Source organism: Micromonospora sp. WMMD710 (assembly GCF_029626045.1).
GTDB lineage: Bacteria > Actinomycetota > Actinomycetes > Mycobacteriales > Micromonosporaceae > Micromonospora.
Map to the genome: position 1 here is coordinate 5,142,894 of NZ_JARUBD010000001.1, position 22,914 is coordinate 5,165,807.

The following is a 22,914-nucleotide window of genomic DNA, read 5'->3' on the forward strand; positions in this document are numbered from 1 at the left end:
GGTAGAGCGGGTGAGATCAAGTCGGGCGCCCACACGACCTCATCGCGGCCGTGACCAGCAGTTACCCCGCAACGCAATGACCCTGGCCATCACCGTCCCAGCTGCTTCTCGAACCAGTGGTGGGCGTAGTACTCGGTGTTGTACGCCTCGATCTCCCGGTAACCCGTCGCGCGGTACAGGGCGATGGCCTCGGTGAGGTTGCGGTTGGTGTCCAGCCGGACGGCGGTCGCGCCGCGCTCCGCCGCGTACCGTTCCAGCTCGCTCAGCAGCCGCCGCCCGACGCCGAGCCCGCGTACGGTGTCCGCCACCCAGACGCGTTTGATCTCGGCGGGTGCGTCGCGGTGGAGTTTGACGGCGCCGCAGCCGATCGGTTCGGTGTTGAGGGTCGCGAGGAGGACGACCCCGGCGGGTGGGATGAGTGCCTCGTCGGGGAGCTGCTTGCTCAGTGCCGGGTCGAACCCGTCGTCGAATCGGCGTGCGATGTCCCGGACGTACGCCCGCAGGCATGCGCGGACCCGCGGGTCGCCGGGTGGGCACGGCTCGATGACGACCATCGACCCGATGAGCAGTCGTTCGACCTCGGCCATGGCGGTGACGAGTCGTTCGCGGCGGTTTTCGGTGAGCGGTTCGAGGATCGAGGCGGCGAGTTCGTCGGACCGCTCGTCGAGTTGGGTCCATTCGGTCCGGCCGGCGTCGGTGAGCTGCACGGTGCGTATCCGGCCGTCGCCGCCGGCCTGGTCGGCCTGCCCGACGGTGATCAACCCTTCGGACTCCAGAGTGCGCAGGAGCCGGCTGAGGTATCCCGAGTCGAGGCCGAGCCGGGCCCGTAGTGCCGCGACCTCGGCGCCGGCGGGACCGATCTCCCAGAGCAGGCGGGCCTGCCCGAGGGGGCGACCCTGGGCCATGTACTCGTCGTCGAGCGCACCCACCCGTTGGGTGACCGTCCGGTTGAACCGCCGCACGGCGGCGATGAGCGTGGAGTCCATATACCTGACTTTAGTCAGGTGATCGGCCTCGGCGGTAGGAGGATCCGCAGCGCCCGGCGCCGGACCAGGTGGACCGCGACGTACGCGCCCGCGAACAGCCCGGCCCGTCCGTGCAGCGCCTGCGGGATCGCCACCCCGGCCAGCACACTGCCCAGCGTGGCGGCGACCAGCACCGCTCGGATGACCGGGGTCTCCGGGTCGTACCAGTCGGCGGTCCAGGTGGTGGTCACCCAGATCCACCAGACACCGGCCAGCAGCAGGGCGGTCCGCAGCGTCCCGCCCAGGGTGAGGTCGTGCAGCAGGTGCTGGGCCAGCTGGCTGAGGGCGAGGACGAACGCCAGGTCGAAGAACAGCTCCAGGAAGGAGGCGCTGAGCGGTGCGTCACTCCCCCGTAGCACCCGCTCGGGCCTGCTCGCCATCGGCGCTTCCTCCTCCGGTGGCACGCGCTGCGTCCGTCGTACCACCCGGAGCCGGCCGCCGGCGGCGAAAGCGGGTCAGCGGCGGACGCCGACCCCCGCGTAGCCGTGCGAATCCACGGCCTCCGACTCGCCGTCCGGCCGCCACCGGGTGGTCTCCACCAGGCCGGGCTCCACCAGGTCGTACCCGGCGAAGAAGCTCAACGTCTCGGCGTGCGCGCGCGGCACCAGCGGCGCGCTGCTGTTGCGGTAGATGGCCTTCCCGCGCTCGGCCAACTCCGGTGCGATGCCGTCCAACGTCAGGTGCGACAGCACCAGATGGCTGCCCGGCACGCTCGCGTCGCGCAGTCGGGCGACCGCCGCCCACGGGTCGTCGTCGTTCGACACGAAGTGCAGCACCGCGAGGAGCAGCACCGCCACCGGCTGGTCCAGGTCGAGCGTGCCCCGCACGTCCGGGTGTGCCAGCAGGTCGTCGGGCCGGCGCAGGTCACCCTGGACGACGGCCGTGCCGGGCACGTCCGTCAACAACTGCCGGGCGTACGCGACGGCCACCTCGTCGTAGTCGACGTAGACCACCCGCGCGTCCGGCGCCACCGTCCGCACCACCTCGTGCACCGTGCCCTGGGTGGGCAGCCCGGCACCGATGTCCAGAAACTGGCGTACGCCCTGCGCGGCGGCGTACCGGACCGCTCGGCGCAGGAAGTGCCGGTTGGTCTGGGCGGCGACCCCGGTCTCCGGAAAGATCTCCAGCACCCGTTCGGCGGCGGCCCGGTCGGCGGCGAAATTGTGGCTGCCACCCAGGAAGTAGTCGTACATCCGGGCGACGTTGGGTCGGGCGGTGGCGTCGGCTGCCGGCTGGTCGGTCACGAGAGGTCCCTTCGACGGCGTGGTCGGATCTCGATGTCTAGCACCTGCGGCGACGACCCGCCGACCCCTCGTGTCGTTGATCCGGCTGCACCCATGGTCATCGCAGACCACGGTGGGGGCACCCACTCAACGAGGAGGGACGCCGATGACCACTCAGCGGGAAACCGTGCAGGTCGACAACGACCTGTTCCGCGCCGTGTACGACTCGCCCAGCTCGCTGCCCGGCCGGCACCGGTGGACCACCGGCGAGTCGGACGTCCGGCGGTTGGAGAAGCTGCTCGGCATGCCGCCACGCAGCATCGGCGCTCCGCTCTGGGTCAGCGGTGACGAACCGGACTGCCCGAAGTGCGGCCGGCGGCTCACCTGGTACGACATCGTCTCGTCGGCGCTCTCCGGCCTGCACGACAAGGCCATGATCGCGACCGTCATCCTGGGCGACCGCAAGTACGTCAACACCGAGGTCCCCGATGCCATCGCCGGCGTACGGTGCTCCGACTGCCACACCGCGATCGACGGCCTACGCAGCTTCAAGTGCCACAACTGGGCGTACGCCTTCGAGGCACTGGAGGCCGTCCGCGAACGGATGGCGGGCGGCCCCGGGCCGACCTGAGCAAACCCGGCGGATCAGTCGGTCGAGCGGCGGGTGGGGCGGCGACCCGGCGGGGAGGGTGGTTCCGGCCCGGGGTCGGGCACCGGCGGCATCGGCCGGGTGACCGGCGCGGCACCGGTGACCCGCAGCGACTCGCCGTGGTGCCACAGCTCGACCTCGACGTCCGCGGCGGCGTCGGGCAGCTCGTAGCGGGCCTCGGCGGGAGTCAAGGTGACCCGCAGCCGGTGCCCGCGCCAGCGCAGGCTGAATGCCAGCCGGTCGATCCGCCGCGGTAGCCGGGGGTCGAAGGAGAGCACCCCGCGGTCGTCGCGCAGCCCACCGAAGCCCTGCACCAGCGCCAGCCACGCACCGGCCAGCGACGCCAGGTGCAGCCCGTCGGCGGTCTTGTCGCCCAGGTCCGCCAGGTCCTGCAGCACCGACTCGGCGAACAGGTCGTACGCCAGATCCAGATGCCCGACCTCGGCGGCGAGCACGGCCTGCGGTGCGGCCGACAGAGACGAGTCGCGGACCGTGCGGGCCTCGTAGTAGGCCAGGTTGCGGGCCTTCTCGGCGGCGGTGAACTCGCCGGGGCAGAGCTGCATGGCCAGCACCAGGTCGGCCTGTTTGACCACCTGTTTGCGGTACAGCTCCAGGTACGGATAGTGCAGCAGCAGGGGGTAGTCGTCCTCGTCGGTGCTCGCGAAGTCCCACTCCGGCTGCGCGGTGAACCCGGCGGCCTGCTGGTGCACCCCGCGCTCGCGGTCGTACGGGATGGCCATCGCGTCGGCGGCGGCCCGCCAGCCGGTCACCTCGACCCGGTCCACACCGAGCCGACCGGCCAGCTCGGGCAGGCGCTCGGCGGCGTCCGCCGCGCCCCGCAGATTGCGCCTGGCCATCAGGTTGGTGAAGACGTTGTCGTCGACCAGCGCGGCGTACTCGTCCGGGCCGGTCACCCCGTGCAGGTGGAAGGTCGTCGAGTCGGACCAGTGGCCGAAACCGTGCCACAGCCGGGCCGTCTCCACGAGCAGTTCCAGCCCCGCCTCGGCGAGGAAGCGCTGGTCATCGGTCGCCGCCACGTAACGCAGTACCGCGTCGGCGATGTCGGCGTTGACGTGCAGCGCGGCGGTGCCCGCCGGCCAGTAGCCGGAGCACTCCCGGCCGCCGATGGTCCGCCACGGGAACGTCGCGCCGGTCAGCCGCAGCTCAGCGGCCCGCTCCCGGGCCTCCGGCAGGTGCGCGTGCCGCCACCTCAGCGCCGAGCGGGCCACCGCCGGAGCCAGATAGGTCAGCACCGGCAGGACGTAGCTCTCGGTGTCCCAGAGCACGTGCCCGTCGTAGCCGTTGCCGGTCAGCCCCTTGGCCGAGATGGTCCGGTCCCCGTCCGGACGACCCGCCTGGATCAGGTGGAACATCGCGAACCGGAGGGCCTGCTGAAGGTCCGGGTCACCGTCGAGCTGCACGTCGGCGACCTGCCAGGCCGCGTCGAGGGCGGCACGCTGGTCGGTGAGCAGCGCGTCGAAGCCGTCCGCGCGGGCCGCATCCGCCTCGGCGGCCACCAGGCCCGCCAGTTCGTCGACGGGCATACCGTCGACCGTTCCGCACTCGTACGCGGCGAACTTCGTCAACCGCAGCCGCTCCCCCGGGTGCAGCCGGCCCGCCACGGTCAGCCGTACCCGGTCCGGGGTCGCGTCACCGGTGACCGTCACCGTGTCCGGGGCGTCCACCAGGTGGCTGACCGCCACCGCGACCCGCTGGCCGCTGCGCTCGGTGCGGTGCATTAGCACCCCGTCGAGGCCGTCCGCGCGGTACGCCTCACCGGTCAGCGGGTCGGTGAGCACCGAGGCCGCCCGGGGGGCGTCCGAGCGTTCCGGCACCCTCTCGTTGGCCAGCAGATCCGAGCAGACCCGCAGCTCGACGGAACCGTCCAGCGGCTCGACCTCGTACCGGACGGCGGCCACCGGCCGCCGGGGCAGCGACACCAGCCGGGTGCTACGGATGCGTACCCCCCGCCCGGCCGGCGAGATCCACTCGGTGTCCCGGCGCAGCACACCCGCGCGCAGGTCGAGCACCCGTTCGTGGCTGCGCAGCGTCCCGGTGCGGAGGTCCAGCGGCTCGTCGTTCACCCAGAGCCGGATCAGCGCGGCGTTCGGCGCGCTCACGACAGTGTCGCTGGCCTGCGGAAACGCGTACCCCTCCTCGGGGTAGCTCAGCTCCCGCCGCTCGTGGAAGCCGTTGACGTAGCTGCCCGGCATCCCGCACGGCACGCCCTCGTCGAGGACGCCACGCCAGCCCACCCACCCGTTGCCCAACGCGAAGATCGACTCGGTCTCGCCGAGCCGGTCCCGGTCCGCCGCCGTACGCCGGATCCGCCAGACCTCGTCACCCACCGCCCCGGCAGCGGACGACGGTTGATCGGTGGCCGAACTGGTGTGCACGAAGCCTCCTGTGGATGCCGACGTCCCCGACCAGCCAAGCAGAGCAGGCTGTGCGGTTGCTGGACGAAGGTCGCGCGACCGGCCTGACCTTCCTCCACGCAGCGGTGCCCTCTGCCGCGTTTGTACGATGTCCCCCAGGTGAACGAGGTACGAACATATGGCGAGGTGATGCATGGCCGACAGCGGCAGCATGGACGTTCCGGAGATCAGCGCCGAGTGGTACCGCGACGTCGTCAACGCCGCCGCCGGCAGCCCCGACCCGTTGCGGTGGTTCGTCGGGCACGCCACCGAGTGGGTGCTCCTGCTGCTCGGCGCGCTGCTGCTGGTGGCCGCGCTGAGACGCCTGTCCGGTGGCCCGCACGACCGCGCACTCGCCCTGGTCGCGCCGGTGCCGACCCTCCTGGCGTACGCCAGCAGCGAATGGCTCAAGACTGTCGTCGACGAGGATCGGCCCTGCCGGGCGGTCGGCCGGGCGATCATCGCGGGCACCTGCCCACCACCGGGGGACTGGTCGTTCCCCAGCAACCACGCCACCATCTCCGGCGCCCTGGCGGTCACCACGCTGCTGCTGTCCCGCCGGCTCGGACTGATCGCGCTGCCACTGGCCGTGCTGGCCGCCTTCTCCCGCGTCTTCGTGGGCGTGCACTACCCGCACGACGTGGCCGCGGGCGTACTGCTCGGCGCCCTGTTCGCCGCCCTACTGACCCCACTGCTGGCCCGCCCGACCGCCGAGGCGCTCCGCCGCCGGGCCGACCGCACCACCCGCCCAACCTCAAAACTGGCAAGCCGTACCCGTCCCTGACCGCGGGCCTGCGCGGCGGGTCCGCCCGCCGGGTCCGCCCGCCGGGTCCGCCCGGCGGGTCCGCCCGGCGGGTCCGCCCGCCGGGTCCGCCCGGCGGGTCCGCCCGGCGGGTCCGCCCGGCGGGTCCGCCCGCAAGATCGTGCTTGATCCTGGTTCTAGTGGCCTCTCAGACCGGCCGAGACCACTACATCCTGGATCGAGCACGATCTTGCGGGCGGCCGGGCGACCAGGCGACCAGGCGCAGGGCGGCGGGTCCGCGCGGCGCAGGACGGCCGGGCACGGCGCAGGACGGCGGGTCCGTGCGGCGCAGGCCGGCCGAGCGCGGCGCAGGCCGGCAGGGCGGCGGGTTCGCGCGGCGCAGGGTGGCCGGGCACGGCGCAGGGCGGCGGGCGCGGGGTCGGGTCAGGTTGCCAGCAGGAGGGCGGCTGCCGTGCCCAGGAGCAGGAACGGGCCGAACGGCAGGTGGGTGCTCCAGCGGGCCCGTCGGGCCGCCAGCAGTCCTACGCTGACCAGCGCGGACAGCCCGAACGCGAGCAGCATCCCGAGCAGCAGGACCGGCCAGCCGTACCAACCGAGCAGCGCCCCCACACTGAGCGCCAGTTTGGCGTCGCCCAGCCCGAAGCCCCGGCGACCGAGCAGCAGCGTGCTCGCGGCGAAGAGCAACGCCAGCCCCGTGCCGGCGGCGATGGCACGCAGCCATGACCCCAGCGTGGCTTCGCCGAGCACGGCCAGGCCGAGCAGCAGCCAGGTCCCGGCGGCTGCCGGCAGGGTGAGACGGTCCGGCAGACGGTGCACGGCCAGGTCGACGACGACCGCCGGGATGGTCCAGCCGAGCCACCAGGCCAGCGCCCACAGCGGCCCGACCGGTGGTCCGACCGACAGCAGCAGAACGACCGCGCCGAGCACGGCCAGCTCGATGGTGGCTGCCGGCGGGCCGACCCGGGCCCGGCAGCGACCGCACCGAGCGGTCGGACCGAGCGCGGGCCAGGGCCGGGTCAGGCCGATCGGCGCGCCGCAGGCGTCGCAGCCGGTGCGGTTGGCGGTGCCCGACGGTACGGCGTGCCGCACGGCGGCCAACCGCAGCAGCGGGCTGACCGCCACGATCGCGAGCACAGTAGGGAGCACGGTCGGGAGCCGGAGATGACCCGCGACCGGGCCGAGCCGCGCCGTTCGTGCCCGCCGTCGACTCCGATCGGGTGGGTCCTCCTGCCCGGGAACGGCTGCCGGGGGGCCGGTCAGTGCCATGTCGGCCGTCCCGATCGGCAGGTACCCTCCCGCAACATGAACACGGATCGTGACTGAGGGATCGCTTTGGTGTAGCGGATGGCGCAGAAAGCGACCTGCGCCGCGGCGCCCCGGAGGGCCTCCCGGGCTGGTTCCGGGACGGCTGTCGCGGTGGCACGCGCGGCAACGTCGTGGCCGGCGAGGCCCAGCCGGATGCCGGGATGACGCCGCGATGTCCCACTCCCGGGACCGGCGGACGCGTCGCTGGGACTCGGTCCGACCCGGCCACGCCCGATCATCGTCGGCCGATCATTCGGCCACTGTCGGGGGTGCAGCACGAACACCGGTCACCACCACCTGCCATCACGGAGAGTGTTCACTTGAATTGCCTCTGTTGCATCGGCGACCGTCAGCTTATGCTCGCCCCTTGAGTGTGACGCAAGCCTCACTACAACAACGGGACGACACGGGACCTTGCATTTGTAGAAGATCCGTAACGGTGAATGCAGAGGCGCAATGAACAGCTCCGGATGTGCTGATCCGGGCGCGCTTCCGCATGTCCGGCGGCGGTGACCCGTCACCGCGCCAGGCGACCACGAGGAGGCTCGACGGTGCGCGGACGGCAGCTCAGACGAGCGGCAATCTGCCTGCTGGCGGTCGTGGCGGCGGTGCCGGCCACGGCCTGCGCCAGCGGACGGGACGCCGTCGAAAGGCCGACGGCGGCCCGGGAAGAGGGGCAGCAGACCGACCCGGAGGTCGAACGGCAAGCCGCCGAAAAGGCGGCACTGGACGCGTACTCCGGTTATCTCGCGGCCTCCCGCACGGCGAGCGGACGCAGCGATCCGCGCGCGCCGGAACTATCCCGGTTCCTCGCTGATCCACTTCTCACCCGGGTCCGGTTGTCCATTCACGAGGCCAAGGAGCACGGCGCTATGCGTACCGGGACGGTGAAGTCCGACCCGACCGTCACGGCGGTCAGCCTGGACGCGACCCCGGCCACCGTGGACATCCAGGACTGCCTGGACACGACGGCCTACCGGCTGGTCTACGCCAAGGACAAGCGGGTGGTCCCGGGCAGTGGCGGCGGCAAGCACCTCTCCACCGCCACCGCCACCCGCTACCCGGACGGTCGATGGCTGATCAACTCCGGTACGACGCACCGGGACCAGCCGTGCTGACCCGGGGAGGAAGGGGCGCCCCGGCCCGTACCCCCCGGGTCGGGACGCCCCGCCGGGCGCTCGCCGGGATCGGCCTCGCGCTGCTGCTGGTGGTCGGCGGGACGCTGCCGGCCGCCGCCGCCCGCCGCGCGGACCCGGGGGCGGGCTGCCCGCCCGACCAGCCCGACTGCAGCGTCTGGGACGACGAGCCCGGCACCCCCGGCGGCGGCGGTGACAACGGCGGTGGCGGGGACGACGGCGGCGGAGGTGGGGGCGGCGGTGTCTGCCAGTGGGCCGGGCAGACCGTTCCCTGCTACCACGATGTGCTGGGCTGGTTCAACAACGGCGACGGCTGCTACTACAAGCTGGAGGAGCCGCAACCGGCCAACACCCCCGAGGGCCAGCAGTGGTACCTGTTGACCTGCAACGGCGGTGACCAGGGCAGCCAGCGCGAGGAGCTGCGGGACGGGCCGCCGCCCGGCTACGGCGCACCGCCCGACCCGGAGGAGCTGGCTCGCCGCGCCCTCGCGTCGATCAAGCTGCTCCCGGCGCGCCTGAGAGTCGCGCCCCGCAAGGACGTCGGCCCCGGCCTGGTCGGCCTGCCGGTCTGGATGTGGGCGACCCCGAGCGCCAGCTACTTCGGCCCGTTGCGCGCGTCCGCGTCCGACCGTGGCCTGACCGTCTCCATCGAGGCGAAGGTCGACCGGATCGTCTGGGACATGGGCAACAAGAAGGACACGGTCACCTGCACCACCGCCGGCACCCCGTACGACGCGAAGGGCAGTTACGCCGGCAAACCCTCCCCGGACTGCGGCTTCCACACGGGCTATTCGAAGGCCGGCACGTACCGCGTCGGCGCCACCACGCACTGGACGGTGCGCTGGTGGACCGGCGACGGCGAGACGACCGGGCAGATCCCGCAGACCCGGACCAGCGGCACCGTGCCGATCCAGATCAACGAACTCCAGGTGGTCACCAGATGAGCCTCGCGACTCGCAACGGAACCGGGTCGGTGGACGCGCCGGTCACCCCACCCAAGGTCGTCCGGCAGCGCCGGGTCCGCCCCGGGCTGCTCGGTCTGGCCGTACTCCTGATCGCCCTGGGCGGGTTGGGCGCGGCCTTCGCGGTCACCTCGGTCCGCGCCACCGGCAGCTACCTGGCGGTGGCCCGGCCGGTGGAGGTGGGCCGGGAGATCAGCACCGCCGACCTGATCACCGTGCAGGTCGCCGGAGGGCAGGGGCTGCGGCCGGTGCCCGCCGGCCGGCTCGACGAGGTGATCGGCAAGAGGGCCGCCGTGGCGCTGGTGCCGGGCACCCTGCTCACGCTGTCCCAGATCACCGACGATCCGCTGCTCGGCCCCGGGCAGCAGCAGATCGCGCTCGGCCTGAAGACCGCACAGGTGCCGGCCCGCAAACTGCACCCCGGAGACAAGGTTCTGCTGGTCAGCACCCCGGACAGCAACGCCAACGGCGAAGCGGCCGCCACGGGCACCCGGTTCGCGGCCAGTGTGATCGACATGGTGAACCAGGCCAACGACGACCAGGTCGTGTACCTCGCGTTGCCCGTCCGCGACGTGCCCGCGGTGGTGGCGCTCGCCGCACAGAAGCGCATCGCCGTCGTACTGACCGAGGCGGCCTGAGCATGGCGATCGTCGCGCTGGTGTCCGCGAAGGGTTCGCCCGGCGTCACCACCTCGGCGCTGGCCTGCGCGCTGACCTGGCACCGGCGGCTGGTGCTCGCCGAATGTGACCCATCCGGCGGGTCGATCCTCGCCGGCTACCTCGGTGGCCAGTTGGACGGGCCGCGCGGCATCGGCGAGCTGGCTGTCGGGGAGCTGCGCGACGGCAACCTGGAGACCGCGTTCTGGTCCCAACTGGTCGACCTGGACGCACCTCGCCGCGAACGGCTGCTGCTGCCCGGGCTCGTCGACCCGACGCAGGCCGGCAGTGTCACCCCGCTGTGGCAGCGCTTCGCCGACTACTTCAACGCCCTGGACCGCGGCAACCCCGGCTACGACGTCCTCGTCGACTGTGGCCGGCTGCACGTCGCCGGCCCGCCGTGGCCGCTGCTGCGCGCCGCCTCGGTGGTGCTGCTGGTGACCCGCGCCAACCTGCCCGACCTCTCCGGGACGCGGGCGGTGGTCACCGCCATCGAACGGGACTTCGCCGAGCATCGGGTACCGCCGGGCACCCTGCGGCTGCTGCTGGTCGGCGACGGGCACGGTCGGGCCGAGATCAGCCGCGCGATGAAACTGCCGGTGATCGCCCGGCTGCCGCACGACCCGCGTACCGCCGGGGTGCTCGGCCTCGGTGGGACCGTGCGATCCGGACGGCCGCTGCTGCGCGCGGCGGCCGCGCTGGAGGTGCCGATCGGCGCGCTGCTGGAACGCCGGCAGGCACGACTTGCCTGGCCCGTGCAGCAGGGGGTGCCGGATGCGGTTTGAGCCGGTCTCCGCCGACCCGCGCCAGCAGCCGCCGGGCGCCACCTCCATCGCACCTCCGCTGCCCACGCCGAACGGCCGCCACCACCAGTCCCAGGCGGTGCCACCACCCGCACCCACACCCGGCCCGCCGAGGCCGGAGCAGCCACTCCGCCCCCGGATGGACTTCCAGGTCGTCCGGGAGCTACGGCGGGAACTCACCGAACGGCTCACCCTGTGGCAGCGCGGCCGGGAATTCACCGTCGACGAGGAGGACACCGAGCGGGCACGCCTCGCCGTCACGGTGGTCGCCGAGTACGCCGACGCGGTCCGCCGGGCCGGCACCCCGATGGCCGCCGACGAGGAACGCCTGCTGCTCGACCAGGTGACCGCCGAACTGGTCGGCCTCGGCCGGCTACAGACCCTGCTGGTCGACGACACGATCGAGGAGGTGCACATCCTCGGCTGCGACCAGGTGCGCATCACCCGGCACGGCGGCGGGGTGGACTGGGCCGAACCGATCGCCGACAGCGACGCCGAACTGGTGGAGATCCTCCAGGCGGCGGCCCGCCGGGCGGGCGCGACCGAGCGGTCCCTGTCCACCGTGAAGCCCACCCTCGACCTGCAACTGCCCGACGGCAGCCGCTTGGCCGCGGTGTTCCTGGTCAGCCACCGCCCGTACGCGGTGATCCGCAAGCACAACACGCTGGACGTGAGCCTGGACGACGTGGCCGGCGCCCGGGGTGATCTGGACGAGATGATCGATCCGCTGCTGCGCGACTTCCTCCGCGCGGCGATGCGCGCCGGGCTGAACATCATGGTCGCCGGTCTCGCCGGCGCCGGTAAGACCACGATCATCCGGGCGTTGATGAACGAGATCCCGCCGGACGAGCCGTACGTGCTGCTGGAGGAGAGCCGGGAGCTGCTGCCCGCCCGCCGCCGCGAGCGGCACCGGGCCGTGATGAGCTTCGAGGCCCGCGAGGGGCACGGCGAACGCGGCTTCGACGGTCGCCCGGCCGGCGAGGTGACCATCGCCGACCTGATCCCGCTCTCGCTGCGGATGGGCGTGCTGCGGATCATCGTGGGTGAGGTGCGGTCCCGGGAGATCGTGCCGATGCTCCAGGCGATGACCACCAGCCGGGGTTCGATGTGCACGATCCACGCCCGCTCGGCCGCCGGCGTGGGTGAACGGATCGTCGAGCTGGCGTTGGCGCACGGCCGCGAGATGACCGTCGACCAGGCCCGCCGGATGGCCGGCAACGCCCTCGACCTGATCGTCTACGTCACCGTCGAGGACGAGACCGCCATCGGCGGGCGCAAACACCGGTTCGTTTCGCACGTGGAGGAGATCATCGGAGCCGGCGAGGGTGGCCGGATCACCACCACCTCCGTCTTCGGGCCCGGCCCGGACGGTCGCGCGGTCCCCCGGCACCTGCCGGAACGCGTTCGCGACCAGTTGCTGCGGGTGGGCTACGACGCCCGGCTGCTGACCCGGTGGATCGACGCCGGCACGGGTGCCTGGCGTCGGGCTCGGCAGACCCGACTGGCCCGGCGGTGACGTGATGACCGACAGCCTGGAGTTGATCGCGGTGATCTCCGGGGCCGCGTGTGTGGCGGGGCTGCTGTTGGCCGTGGTGGCACTGGTCGGCACCCGCAAGCCCGCGGGGCCGGCGCCGGGTGCCGGGTCGGGCCTGAGCCGGCTGTGGCGGGGCTCCGGCAGCACACCCGCCGAGCGGCGCGCCTACCAGGTGCTCCTGCTCGCCGCGGTGGTCGCCGGAGCGCTGGCCTTCCTGCTGACCGGGCTGCCGGTGGTCGGCCTGCTGGTCGCCGTCGCGGTGCCCGGCGCCCCGTGGCTGTTCGGGGTGGGCAAGGCCGAGCAGCGGGCGATCGCCCGGATCGAGGCGGTCGGCGAATGGACCCGCCGACTCAAGGACGTCTCCGGCACCGGGCAGGGCCTCCAACAGTCGATCATCGGGACGATCGGCAGCGTTCCGCCCGGCATCGAGGACGAGGTCCGGTTGCTCGCCTCGCGTCTGCAGGCCGGCTGGATGGCGCGCTCCGCGCTGCTGGCGTTCGCCGACGAGATCGGCGACCCGGTCTGCGACCAGGTGGTCGCGGCACTGATCCTGCACCTCAGCGACCGTGGTGAGCGGCTCGGTGACGTGCTCGGCTCAATCGCCGGCGCGGCCGCGGCCGAGGTGGCGACCCGTCGGGAGATCGAGGCCAAACGCACCCAGCCGCGGTTCGCGGTCCGCTTCCTCACCGGAATGACGCTGGCCACCCTGGCGTACGGGCTGATCAACACCGAGTACATCAAGCCGTACGGCACCCCGGTCGGCCAGGTGGTGATGGCCGCGCTCGGTGCCGCGTTCATCAGCCTGCTGGCCTGGGTGCGGTCGATGAGCCAGCCGCAGCGCCCGGCCCGGTTCCTGCCGGCGCCGGATCCGCGCGAGGTGATCGCGTGATGATCGTCAACTGGCAGCTGGCCATCGCGGTGTGCGGCGGTGCCGGGATCGGACTGGGCCTGTTCCTGGTGATCCGGGAGTTGGTGCCGGCGACTCCGGCGCTCGGGCCGGCGCTGCGCCGACTGCACCAGCCGGCGGGTACCGGACGGGTTCCGACTCCCGCGTCCCGGCGGCTGGACTGGTTGACCGGGCTGTCCCGCTGGTTGCGGCCGCCGCACCGGCAGCTCGCCCTGATCGGTCAGACCCCCGAGCAGTACGCGCTGTCGGTGCTGCTGTCCGCGCTGATCGGGTTGGCCACGCCGACCCTGCTCGGGGTGGCGCTGTTGGCGTTCGGTATCTCGTTCCCGCTGGTCGTACCGGTGCTGGGCAGCCTCGGCCTGGCGCTGATGGGCGGCCTGCTGGCGCACCGGGCCGTGCTGACCAAGGCCGATGCCGCCCGCGACGAGTTCCGCCAGGCCGTCTGCACCTACCTGGACCTGGTCGCGTTGCAGCTCTCCGCCGCGCACGGGCCGGTCCAGTCGTTGGAGCGGGCGGCGGCGGTCTGCGACGGCTGGGTGTTCGACCGGATCCAGGAGTCACTGCGGATCGCCCAGATGCAGATGCACGCTCCCTGGGACGAGCTGCGCGAACTCGCCGACAAGATCGGCATCCCGGAGTTGGGCGACGTCGGCGCGATCATGCGCTCCTCAGGCAGCGAGGGCGCACAGGTGCACGAGACCCTGCGCAGCCGGGCCGACTCGCTACGCGACCAGATCCGCACCGACAACCTCGCCCGGGCCGAGGGGGTGACCAGTCGACTCGACATTCCGGGAGCACTGCTCGTCTTCGTGCTGCTCGGCTTCGTCGTCTATCCGTTCATCGCCCGCATCTGACCCCACCCCCGTGAAGGAGTACGCCATGTCCATCCTCAGCTATCTGCACGTCGTGATGACGACGCGCCTGGCCGAGCTGCGCCACGACGGCGAGCGCGGTGACAGCCCGGTGCCGACCGCCGTGATCATCTTCGGGCTGGTCTTCGTCGCCACGGTCGTCACCGGCCTGGCCCTGAGCAGGGCCAACAACTGGATGACCAACATCCCGACCTTCGGAAACCCGACGGCGCCGTAGTAGCCCGAATGAGTCAGGCCGCGTACCCGAGGTGGCGCCGGGCGGTAGTCACCGCCCGGCACCGCCTCGTGGCCGTCGACCGGGAGCGGGGAGCCAACCCGGTGGAACTCGCCGTGGTGATGCCGGTGATCCTGGTGCTGCTCTTCGCGTCGCTGCAGGTGTCGGCCGTCTTCCTGGCCCGCGCCGCCGCGTTGAACGCCGCGCAGAGCGGCGTCAACGCCCAGCGGGTGCAGCAGGCCGAGGACGGCGCCGGCGTGGCCAGCGCCACCCAGTTTCTGAATACCGCCGGTGGCTGGCTCGTCGGTTGGGACAACCCCGGCCCCACCTGCGTGATCACCGACGCGGACACCGAGGTGACCTGCACGGTCTCCGGTAGATCCCTGTCGGTCGTACCGGGCGTGGACTTCGCGGTGCAGCAGACCGCCCACGGCACCGTGGAGAGGGTGACCCAGCCGTGAACCGCACCGCCGAGCGGGGCTCGGTCTCCATCGAGGTGGCGGTGCTCGCGCCCGCGTTCATCGCGCTGATGGTGCTGGCCGGTGTGGCCGGTCGCAGCGCGGTGGCGGCCGAGTCGATCGAGACCGCCGCGCACGACGCGGCCCGCGCCGCCTCGATCTCCCGGAACGCCGACACCGCCCGGGACGCCGCTCGGAACGCCGCCGAGAAGCAACTGGACTGGTCCGGGTTGGCCTGCGCCAACCCCCTGGACCTGACGTTCACTGGCTCGGTGGCCGGCACGGCCGCCAGCTTCGACGACGCGTTCAGCAGCCCGGTCGGCGTGGATGCCACGGTGACGGTGCAGATCAGTTGCCTGGTGTCCTTCACGGACATCTCCCTCGACGTCCTACCCGGAATGCCGACCGACAACGTGATCACGGCGAAGTTCACGTCCCCGCTGGACCGCTACCGGAGCCGGCAGTGACCACGGCCACCCGGACGCCGCCGTCACCGTGGTTGGCCGAGCACGGCCGGGTGAGCATCTTCCTGGCGGTGGCGATGGTCGGGGTCCTGGCCATCGTGGGCCTCTCCTTCGACGGCGCCGGGCAGCTGCGCACCCTGCAACGCGCCAACAACCTGGCCGCGGAAGCCGCCCGGGCCGGCGGTCAGGCCATCGACCTGGCCACGGCCATCGAGGGCGGACCGAAGCGGATCGACGAACCACAGGCCGTCGTCGCGGTCGGCAACTACCTGACCTCCGCCGGCACCACCGGCCACACCGTGAGCTTCCCGCAGGTCGGCGGGGAAACCCTGATCCGGGTGACCGTCACGATCACCTACCAGCGCTCGATGCTCGGGCTGATCGGCTTCCCCGGGACGGTCACCGTCACCGGCGAGGCGACCGCCCGGGCCATCACCGCAGGACCGTAGGAAGGGAGAGGCAGCCATGCCCGTATCGGGTGGGTCCGTCGTACGGCGGACCGGACGCATCCTCACCGGCGTCGGCGCGCTGGTCGTGCTCTGCGCGCTGTTGGCCGGCGCGCCGGTCGCGTTGATCGCCTTCGCCGGCAACCCGCTGCCCGACCACCTGCCCACCATCAGCGAGGTGGGCACCGCGCTGACCAGCCGGGACGACGGTCAGCTCTTCCTGCGGGCACTGGCTCTCGCCGGCTGGTTCGGCTGGGCCACGTTCGCCTTCTCCGTCCTCGTCGAGTTGGGGGCGCAGACCCTGCGCCGTCCGGCTCCGAAGCTGCCCGGGATGAGCCGCCAGCAGAAGGCCGCCGCCGCGCTGGTCGGCTCGGTCGCGCTGATCCTCGCCGCCAGCCCGGCCGCCGCCAGCGCCGCCGCGGTCTACGCCGGTCCGACGTACGCCCCGCCGGGCACCCCGGCGGTCAGCACCGTGGCCGCGCCGACCCGCGCGGCTGCGACACCCGACACCACGGCACAGGTGTACCGGGTGGCCCGGGGCGACTACCTGGGTGAGGTGGCCGAGCGTTATCTGGACGAGTTCGGCGACTACCGACGACTCGCCGAGTTGAACCGGTTGAACGACCCGGACCGGATCCATCCCGGCCAACTGCTCCGGCTGCCCACCGAGGCCGCCGACCAGGGCAAACGACCGCATGCGACCGGCCGGCTAGTGAGCCGACCCACCCCGCCCAAGCCGCCGGCACCCCGGCCGGCACCCGAGCGGACCGCGCCGGAGCGGGTCGATCCGGCACCACCCGGCGGTACGGAGTCGGCGGGTCAACCGCCAGCGATGACCGTGGGCGCGGCACGGGCCGGCACCACCGACCGGGTGAACCGACCGCTCGCGGTCTCCGCCGTGCTGGCCGTGGCGAGCATCGTGGGCGCCCAGATCGGCGCGGTGCTCGGGCTGCGCCGCCGCCCGGCAACCGCCGGTGCGGCACCTCGACTGGCCGCGGCCTCCCGCACGACCATGGGCCGCGCGGCTCGCACCGCTGGCCGCACGGCTCGGGGCGGGGGCGGCACGGCTCGGGGCAGCGGCCCGGCTCGGAGCAGCGGGGCAGCGTGGGCCGCCAGCCGGGCGGCGGCCAGCGAAGCCACCGGTTCACCGGCAAGTGACGCGGCGCCGGCCGGGGCGCCCTTCGGTGGGAACGCGCCCGCCGGGGCGTCCTTCGGTGGGACCGCACCCGCCGGGGCGCCAACCTGGACCGATGACGAGAGCGGGACCGGCGGCGACACCCCCGACGGGCTGCTCGACGGCGGGCATGGCCTGGACTCCGTGCCGGACGGCCCGCCGGTCGGCAGGCACCGGCGTTGACCCGGCCGCTCGGGTGACCACGAGCGGGCTCGGTGCCGAGGTGCCCGCAGAAGCGATACCTGTGAGTCATAAATATGACCTGGAGGCATCGGTCTTCGGTAACCCCGCGCCCGCTCGAGGGCTGTGGCCCGATGGTGGTCAGGGCAGGCGGGTCTGGAGCACGCCGTTCTGGATCCGGGTGGGCAGGATCTGTTGGTCGTTGCCGGACGGGCCCTGCATGACCTCGCCACCGTTGAGCCGGAACGCGCTGCCGTGCCACGGGCAGACCACGCAGGCGTGACCGTCGATCTCCTGCACCTCACCCTCACCGAGTGGTCCGCTCTGGTGCGGGCAGCGCTCCAACATCACGGTGACCTCGTCACCGTGCCGGTAGAGGATCACCGAGATGTCGTCGTCCACCTCACGGGTGATCAGAGTGCGTTGCGGCAGGGTGGCCATGTCCGCCAGGGAGTGCCAGCCGTCGCTCATCCGGTGCAGCTCGGACACGCTCTGGTTGACCTGCGCGCCCTGCTTGTACGCCAGGTGGCCGCCGATGTAGGCCCCGAGGCTCACCGCGGACAACCCGAGGAAGCCGAGGGTACGGCCGACGCCGTACCGCCCGGAGAGCCGCGCGGCCAGCGAGCCCGCGTAGAGGCTGATGCCGACCGTGTTCGCGGCGGCGTGCACCAGGCCGACCCGGCGCTGGTCGCGGGACAGCGCCGCCCAGTCGTTCAGCCCGGCGACGGCCGCCGGCACCGCGCTGACGGTGCCGAGACCGACCAGCACGGTGGCGGGCCGGCGCTGCCCGGGCATCAGGTCCAGCACGGCGGCGCTGATCCAGGCGCCCACCGGCACCTGCACCATGGCCGGGTGCAGCGGATGGCCCAGCGTCACCCCGTGCAGCAGGTCCCGTAGTCGTCGCGGACGCAGCGTGCTCAGGACCGCCCGCTGCAACCGGTCACCGGCCCGGTCCATACCGGATGCCTGCTCAACTCTCGTCAGAAGTGCTCGCACGAGTACCGACTTCCCGGCGAACGCGGTAGCAAACCGGTCGCCGACGACAAATCGTCGGTGGGCGGGCATGCTGGAGCGGTGAGCGTACGGGTGGAGCGCGCAGGTCCGGTTACCACGATCATTCTCGATCGGGCGGAGGCTCGGAACGCCGTTGACGGGCCGACGGCCCGGGCGCTCGCGGACGCCTTCCGGGCCTTCGACGCCGACCTGGACGCGGCGGTGGCCGTGCTCTGGGGGGCGGGCGGCACGTTCTGCGCCGGCGCCGACCTCAAGGCGATCGGCACGCCCAGCGGCAACCGCGTCGAGCCCGAGGGGGACGGGCCGATGGGTCCGACCCGGATGACGCTCAGCAAGCCGGTGATCGCGGCGATCTCCGGGTACGCGGTGGCCGGCGGGCTGGAGCTGGCGCTCTGGTGCGACCTGCGGGTCGCCGAGTCCGACGCGACGCTGGGGGTGTTCTGCCGCCGCTGGGGCGTACCCCTGATCGACGGGGGCACGGCCCGGCTGCCCCGGCTGATCGGCGAGAGTCGCGCACTGGACCTGATCCTCACGGGCCGTCCGGTGCCGGCGGACGAGGCGTACTCGATGGGGTTGGTCAACCGGTTGGTGCCACCCGGCCGGGCGCGGGCCGCGGCCGAGGAGCTGGCGGCGGCGATCGCCCGGCATCCGCAGACCTGCCTGCGCAACGACCGGGCGGCGGTGCTGGCCGGCGCCGGCCGCCCGGAGCCGGAGGCGCTGGCGACCGAGCTGGCGTACGGGATGGCCTCGCTGGCCGCCGACGCGGCGGCCGGCGCGGCCCGGTTCGCCGCCGGCGAGGGCCGGCACGGCACGATGCCGCCGGGAGGGGCGAACCTCCCGGCGGCATCCGGTGCCGGCTAGCTCAGTTGCGGTTGATGGTGAAGGTCGACGTGGTGTTGCGGATGTCCACGGCGTTGTTGCTCAACTGCAGGTTGTTGAAGGTGACCGAGCCGACCGCCGGGCCCTGACCGGGTTCCGGCATCTCGTTGGCCCAGACGGCGAAGCCCGACTTCGCGTCGAACGCGTCACCGCTCTTGCGGGCACCGCTGATCGAGATGTTGGTGAACACCGTGTCGGTGATCGGGTTCTCCGGCTGCGATCCGGTGTACTTGGTCTGGAACATGATTCCCGAGTACGTCGGGTCGACGATGTCCACGTCGGACACCCGGATGCCGCGGAACTCCTTCGAGGCGGAGAAGACCCAGATCGCGGGGAACGTCTGGGAGCCCCAGAAATGGCCACCCGCCCGGATGATCGAGATGTTCTGGAACTGGGTCGGTGGGCTGGCTCCGAAGCCAATGAACGGGTAGCCGAAGTCCAGCGAGCTGATGGTGATCCCGGAGTACGTCAACATGTCCGCGATGTACAGGTTGCGGAAGATGTTGTTGTAGCCGCCGTAGACCGCCAGCCCGGCCGCCCGCCACGTCAACGTGGCGGTGAGGTTCTCGAACACGTTGCCGTTGTTGCCGGTCGACGCGCCCTGGTCGGTGGCCGAGAAGAGGGCGAACGCGTCATCGCCGTTCGACCGCCCCTCGGTGTTGGTGACCAGGTTGTCGGTGCTGCCGTTGGTCAGGTTCACACCATCGGCGAAGGTGTTGCGGAAGCGGCTGTTGCGGATGGTCAGCCCGCTGACGCTCACCCCCCAGTACGCGCAGACGGTGTGCTCGACCCAGACGCTGTCCAGGGTCATGTTGTCGACGTCCTTCAGCTCACCCCAGACCTTGCCCGGCCCGTCGATGCGGTTGGTGTAGTTGCCGAAGAAGGCCAGGTGCGAGAAGGTCGACCCGCTGGCCGAGGACTCCACCCGGAAGCCCGCGTCGGTGTTCTGCTGGCCGGTCGGCGTCTGGAAGCGGGTGTACCACATGCCCGCGCCGGTCACCGTGATCGGCTTGCCGTACACCTGGAGCTTCTGCGCGGTCTCGTACGTGCCCGCCGGCAGGTAGACACCGATGAGGTTGCCGGTGGTGTCCATCCGGACCGCGTCCAGCGCGTTCTGGACGTCCTGGTGGCTGAAACCGCTCGGCACCCGGTAGCGGGACGGGTCCGGGTTGGCCCGCGGTGCGACCAGCTCCAGGTTGATGAAGTCGATCGCGTACGTGGTGGTGTTGGCCGGGTCCTTCTGCAAGCGGATCTTGCTGCCGGCCGGGATGGTCGAGTTCAACATCACGTTGGCCTCGTCGTACAGGTGGCGAGGCGGGCCGGCGCTCGGCGAATCACTCGGGCCGGCCTCCGCGCCGTAGAGCCAGATGTGCTTGGAGGTCAGGTTGATCGGCTTGTGCAGGGTGCCGTTGACATAGATGTTCAACGTCGAATCGATGCCTCCACCACCCGGCGCGTCGGGGATGGAGAAGCGAGTGACCAGGGTGTTGGTCGCCGCCCGGGTGGTCCACTCGACGTACGCGCCGGTGCTGTTCAGGGTGACCGCGCGACGTCCGGACGCCTCACCGCCGAGGTTGCCGATCTCCCGGTTCGGCCCGACCTGCCCGGCACCGCCGCCGGTCGTGCCGTCCTCGGCCTCGTACATGTCGTAGCCGAGGTTGGCGCCGCGCCCCACGAAGAGCGGGCGGTCGCTGGTGTTGTTGGCCTGCTTGACCGGCAGCTCGTTGGCGTCGGCGGCGAGCACCACCCGGACGGTGTACTTGCCGTTCGCGGCCGTCCAGGTGCCCAGGTTGATCGGGCCGACCGTGGCCCCGGCGTTGATCACACCGGAGTACGAGCCGGTCAGGGTACGGACCGCAGTGCCGGACTCGTTGAGCACGGTGAGCGTGATGCCGTGCGCACCCGAGGTGGACGCCTGGTTGCCGGCGTTACGGATGGACACCGAGAAGGTGACCGTGTTGCCGGCCGACGGGTTGCCCGGTGACCAGGCGACCGCCGAGGCGACCAGGTCGGCGCTGGCGACCGCGCTGACCACCAGCGGGCTGGGGTTCGTGTAGCTGTTGTTGGTGTCGTCCTGCTCGACGACCGTGTTCGACTCGTCGACCTTCGCGCTGAGCGGGTAGCTGCCCGCGTCCCGGGTGCCGATGCTGGCGTTGACGGTGGTCGAGGCGCCGGCCGCGAGGCCACCGACGGACGCGGTGCCCACCCGGGTGGAGCCCAGGTAGAAGTTGACGTTGGTCGCCGCCGAGGCCGCCGATCCGGCGTTGCGCACGGTGGCCGAGAGGGTGATGGTGCTGGTCTCCACCGGTGCGGACGGGCTGAACGACATGCCGGTGACGGTCAGGTCCGGGTTCGGCGCCGGAGTGCCGAAGACCTGGAACTCGGCGACCTGCCCGGCCGGTGCGCCGGTGTTCGAGGCGATCGACAGCCGCACGTCGGCCGCCGCAGCGGAGACCGGGATGGTCACCGTGTTGCCGCTGGACGGGTTGAACGTGTAGATCGCCGCGCCGACCAGGGTGGTGAACGTCGACGAGCCCTGGTCCCGGCCGAGCACGGTGATGTTCTGGGTACGCGTACCCCAGGCCGAGTCCGGGTTGAGCTTCAGCACGACCTGGCTGAGGCTGGCGTTCGCGCCGAGCTGCACGGTCAGCGTGCTCGGGTTGCCGTTGCCCTCCCAGTAGGTGGCCACGTTGTTGTCGTTGGCGTTGGTCGCCACGAACGTGTGCACGTACCCGGAGGCGGTGATCGGCTTACCGACCGCCAGGTTGGTACCGGTCGGCGGGGTGCCGGTACCGGTCCGGGTCACGGTGTTGCTGTTCGCCGACTGGTTGCCGGCCGCGTCCCTGGCCCGCACGTAGTACGAGACCGTGGCGCTGTCGGGCTGACTGTCGGTGTACGTCAGCGTCGAGCCGCTGACGCTGCCGCGCAGCCCACCGTTGGCGTACACGTCGTAGCCGGTCACCCCGACGTTGTCGGTGGACGCCGACCAGGTGAGCCGGACCTGCCCGCTGGCGGGCTGGGTGTAGGCGAGGTTGCCGGGGACGCTCGGCGCCTGGGTGTCCGTGCTGCCGCTGGCGCCGTACACCTCAACCTCGGAGAACTGCGCGGCCGGCCAGCCGGTGTTGCCGGTGACCTGCACCCGTACGTAGCGGGTGCTGGCGGCGGTGAAGCTGACGGTCGCGGTGTTGCCGCTGCTCGGGTTGAAGGTGTAGCCGGCGGACGCCTTCAGGGTGGAGAAGGACGAGCCGTTGGTCGAGCCCAGCACCGACAGCGTCTGCGTACGCGTCTGCCAGTCCGAGGAGGGCGGCAGCTTCAGCACCACCCGGTCCACGTTGACCGTGGCGCCGAGGTCGGCCTGGATCCACTGCGGGAACGCGTTGTTCGCGCTCTCCCAGTAGGTCGACGCGTTGCCGTCGTTGGCGTTGCCCGCCACGTAGTTCTGGTTGTAGCTGCTGGCGGTCATGGTGGCGGAGAGCCCGGCGAGCAGGGCCATCCGGGCGGCGGACGCGGACGCGTCGACCGCCGGTGCGGCGCTGGCCGTGGGGGTGACGACCGGGGCGGTGGCGAGGAGCAGGCCGGCGAGCGCGCCGGCGAGGATCCTGCGGCTGGTTCGGGGCGCGCCGCTCGGCGGGGTGCCTCGTCTGGTACCGGTTCTGGACATGGGGTCGCTACACCTCTTTCGGGGGTGGGGTGTGGTGCGTTGCCCGGTGACGGGTGCAGGGGTACGCCCGTCGTGCCGCGACAGGTGGGGGACGGTTGGGGGACGGGATTCTGGCCGGCCCGGGGCGGCGCTGCACCGGGTCGCCGGGACCGGGTGGCCCCCGCCCTGCGGGACG

General features: G+C 72.2%; 21 protein-coding genes and 1 pseudogene. 15 read left to right on the plus strand and 7 right to left on the minus strand.

What is annotated here, in order from left to right; translation table 11 throughout:
• Positions 1-89 precede the first annotated feature (89 nt).
• The 3 genes from O7620_RS23780 to O7620_RS23790 form a co-directional block, all read right to left on the minus strand.
• Entirely contained in the window at positions 90-986 is an 897-nt protein-coding gene (locus tag O7620_RS23780; RefSeq protein ID WP_278125264.1) for a helix-turn-helix domain-containing GNAT family N-acetyltransferase, read from the minus strand.
• Between the two features lie 14 nt (positions 987-1,000).
• Positions 1,001-1,405, minus strand: coding sequence for a low temperature requirement protein A (locus O7620_RS23785; RefSeq protein ID WP_278125266.1), 405 nt, complete (start codon positions 1,403-1,405; stop codon positions 1,001-1,003).
• A 75-nt stretch (positions 1,406-1,480) separates the two neighbouring features.
• Positions 1,481-2,269, minus strand: a complete 789-nt coding sequence (locus tag O7620_RS23790; RefSeq protein ID WP_278125268.1) for an SAM-dependent methyltransferase — start codon at positions 2,267-2,269, stop codon at positions 1,481-1,483.
• 145 nt (positions 2,270-2,414) lie between these two features.
• Between O7620_RS23790 and O7620_RS23795 the strand changes: the two genes are divergently transcribed.
• Positions 2,415-2,879: a hypothetical protein gene (locus O7620_RS23795; RefSeq protein WP_151491648.1), complete on the plus strand. Its 465-nt coding sequence runs from the start codon at positions 2,415-2,417 to the stop codon at positions 2,877-2,879.
• A 14-nt stretch (positions 2,880-2,893) separates the two neighbouring features.
• Here O7620_RS23795 and O7620_RS23800 read toward each other — a convergent pair whose 3' ends face one another.
• A complete protein-coding gene (locus O7620_RS23800) occupies positions 2,894-5,293 on the minus strand; it encodes a glycosyl hydrolase family 65 protein (RefSeq protein WP_278125270.1) in 2,400 nt (799 codons plus the stop codon).
• A gap of 172 nt (positions 5,294-5,465) precedes the next feature.
• Between O7620_RS23800 and O7620_RS23805 the strand changes: the two genes are divergently transcribed.
• The gene (locus O7620_RS23805) at positions 5,466-6,095 is read left to right on the plus strand and encodes a phosphatase PAP2 family protein (protein ID WP_151491647.1); all 630 of its coding nucleotides are present in this window, start codon (positions 5,466-5,468) and stop codon (positions 6,093-6,095) included.
• 402 nt (positions 6,096-6,497) lie between these two features.
• Here the strand turns inward: O7620_RS23805 and O7620_RS23810 are convergent, their stop codons facing one another.
• Positions 6,498-7,220: an A24 family peptidase gene (locus O7620_RS23810; RefSeq protein WP_278125273.1), complete on the minus strand. Its 723-nt coding sequence runs from the start codon at positions 7,218-7,220 to the stop codon at positions 6,498-6,500.
• Positions 7,221-7,930: 710 nt separating this feature from the next.
• Here O7620_RS23810 and O7620_RS23815 point away from each other — a divergent pair.
• From O7620_RS23815 to O7620_RS23870, 12 genes and pseudogenes are all read left to right on the plus strand, one after another.
• Positions 7,931-8,497 (plus strand): hypothetical protein, encoded by a 567-nt coding sequence (locus tag O7620_RS23815; protein ID WP_278125274.1) that lies wholly within the window; start codon positions 7,931-7,933, stop codon positions 8,495-8,497.
• Positions 8,452-9,459 (plus strand): hypothetical protein, encoded by a 1,008-nt coding sequence (locus O7620_RS23820; RefSeq protein WP_278125275.1) that lies wholly within the window; start codon positions 8,452-8,454, stop codon positions 9,457-9,459. Before O7620_RS23815 ends, O7620_RS23820 begins: the two co-directional genes overlap by 46 nt.
• On the plus strand, positions 9,456-10,115 hold the full coding sequence (locus tag O7620_RS23825) for an SAF domain-containing protein (protein ID WP_278125277.1): 660 nt from the start codon (positions 9,456-9,458) through the stop codon (positions 10,113-10,115). The genes O7620_RS23820 and O7620_RS23825 overlap by 4 nt, the downstream gene beginning before the upstream one ends.
• A 2-nt stretch (positions 10,116-10,117) precedes the next feature.
• Positions 10,118-10,918 (plus strand): ParA family protein, encoded by an 801-nt coding sequence (locus tag O7620_RS23830; RefSeq protein ID WP_278125278.1) that lies wholly within the window; start codon positions 10,118-10,120, stop codon positions 10,916-10,918.
• The gene (locus tag O7620_RS23835; RefSeq protein WP_278125279.1) at positions 10,908-12,452 is read left to right on the plus strand and encodes a CpaF/VirB11 family protein; all 1,545 of its coding nucleotides are present in this window, start codon (positions 10,908-10,910) and stop codon (positions 12,450-12,452) included. Before O7620_RS23830 ends, O7620_RS23835 begins: the two co-directional genes overlap by 11 nt.
• A gap of 4 nt (positions 12,453-12,456) precedes the next feature.
• The gene (locus O7620_RS23840) at positions 12,457-13,359 is read left to right on the plus strand and encodes a type II secretion system F family protein (RefSeq protein ID WP_278125281.1); all 903 of its coding nucleotides are present in this window, start codon (positions 12,457-12,459) and stop codon (positions 13,357-13,359) included.
• A complete protein-coding gene (locus O7620_RS23845) occupies positions 13,359-14,231 on the plus strand; it encodes a type II secretion system F family protein (protein WP_151492331.1) in 873 nt (290 codons plus the stop codon). The genes O7620_RS23840 and O7620_RS23845 overlap by 1 nt, the downstream gene beginning before the upstream one ends.
• Positions 14,232-14,256: 25 nt before the next feature.
• Complete coding sequence (locus O7620_RS23850; protein ID WP_151492324.1) at positions 14,257-14,466, plus strand: hypothetical protein; 210 nt, start codon at positions 14,257-14,259, stop codon at positions 14,464-14,466.
• Positions 14,467-14,474: 8 nt separating this feature from the next.
• Entirely contained in the window at positions 14,475-14,924 is a 450-nt protein-coding gene (locus O7620_RS23855) for a TadE/TadG family type IV pilus assembly protein (protein WP_151492325.1), read from the plus strand.
• Positions 14,921-15,388 (plus strand): TadE/TadG family type IV pilus assembly protein, encoded by a 468-nt coding sequence (locus tag O7620_RS23860; protein WP_278125282.1) that lies wholly within the window; start codon positions 14,921-14,923, stop codon positions 15,386-15,388. Before O7620_RS23855 ends, O7620_RS23860 begins: the two co-directional genes overlap by 4 nt.
• Before the next feature lie 74 nt (positions 15,389-15,462).
• Positions 15,463-15,834: a hypothetical protein gene (locus O7620_RS23865; protein ID WP_225854745.1), complete on the plus strand. Its 372-nt coding sequence runs from the start codon at positions 15,463-15,465 to the stop codon at positions 15,832-15,834.
• Between the two features lie 16 nt (positions 15,835-15,850).
• Positions 15,851-16,804 (plus strand): annotated as a pseudogene (locus tag O7620_RS23870) (LysM domain-containing protein); the annotation flags it as partial.
• A gap of 522 nt (positions 16,805-17,326) precedes the next feature.
• Here the strand turns inward: O7620_RS23870 and O7620_RS23875 are convergent.
• Complete coding sequence (locus tag O7620_RS23875; RefSeq protein ID WP_151492329.1) at positions 17,327-18,181, minus strand: Rieske 2Fe-2S domain-containing protein; 855 nt, start codon at positions 18,179-18,181, stop codon at positions 17,327-17,329.
• Between the two features lie 78 nt (positions 18,182-18,259).
• Between O7620_RS23875 and O7620_RS23880 the strand changes: the two genes are divergently transcribed.
• Entirely contained in the window at positions 18,260-19,060 is an 801-nt protein-coding gene (locus O7620_RS23880; RefSeq protein WP_278125283.1) for a crotonase/enoyl-CoA hydratase family protein, read from the plus strand.
• Between the two features lies 1 nt (position 19,061).
• Here the strand turns inward: O7620_RS23880 and O7620_RS23885 are convergent, their stop codons facing one another.
• Entirely contained in the window at positions 19,062-22,739 is a 3,678-nt protein-coding gene (locus tag O7620_RS23885) for a discoidin domain-containing protein (protein WP_278125285.1), read from the minus strand.
• Between the last annotated feature and the right edge of the window lie 175 nt (positions 22,740-22,914).

Bases quoted from the DNA above. Each gene is read 5' to 3' on its own strand.
- O7620_RS23780 (WP_278125264.1), bottom strand. From the start codon at position 986: ATGGACTCCACGCTCATCGCCGCCGTGCGGCGGTTCAACCGGACGGTC.
- O7620_RS23785 (WP_278125266.1), bottom strand. From the start codon at position 1,405: ATGGCGAGCAGGCCCGAGCGGGTGCTACGGGGGAGTGACGCACCGCTC.
- O7620_RS23795 (WP_151491648.1), top strand. From the start codon at position 2,415: ATGACCACTCAGCGGGAAACCGTGCAGGTCGACAACGACCTGTTCCGC.
- O7620_RS23805 (WP_151491647.1), top strand. From the start codon at position 5,466: ATGGCCGACAGCGGCAGCATGGACGTTCCGGAGATCAGCGCCGAGTGG.
- O7620_RS23820 (WP_278125275.1), top strand. From the start codon at position 8,452: ATGGCTGATCAACTCCGGTACGACGCACCGGGACCAGCCGTGCTGACC.
- O7620_RS23825 (WP_278125277.1), top strand. From the start codon at position 9,456: ATGAGCCTCGCGACTCGCAACGGAACCGGGTCGGTGGACGCGCCGGTC.
- O7620_RS23830 (WP_278125278.1), top strand. From the start codon at position 10,118: ATGGCGATCGTCGCGCTGGTGTCCGCGAAGGGTTCGCCCGGCGTCACC.
- O7620_RS23835 (WP_278125279.1), top strand. From the start codon at position 10,908: ATGCGGTTTGAGCCGGTCTCCGCCGACCCGCGCCAGCAGCCGCCGGGC.
- O7620_RS23840 (WP_278125281.1), top strand. From the start codon at position 12,457: ATGACCGACAGCCTGGAGTTGATCGCGGTGATCTCCGGGGCCGCGTGT.
- O7620_RS23845 (WP_151492331.1), top strand. From the start codon at position 13,359: ATGATCGTCAACTGGCAGCTGGCCATCGCGGTGTGCGGCGGTGCCGGG.
- O7620_RS23850 (WP_151492324.1), top strand. From the start codon at position 14,257: ATGTCCATCCTCAGCTATCTGCACGTCGTGATGACGACGCGCCTGGCC.
- O7620_RS23855 (WP_151492325.1), top strand. From the start codon at position 14,475: ATGAGTCAGGCCGCGTACCCGAGGTGGCGCCGGGCGGTAGTCACCGCC.
- O7620_RS23865 (WP_225854745.1), top strand. From the start codon at position 15,463: ATGGTCGGGGTCCTGGCCATCGTGGGCCTCTCCTTCGACGGCGCCGGG.
- O7620_RS23885 (WP_278125285.1), bottom strand. From the start codon at position 22,739: ATGTCCAGAACCGGTACCAGACGAGGCACCCCGCCGAGCGGCGCGCCC.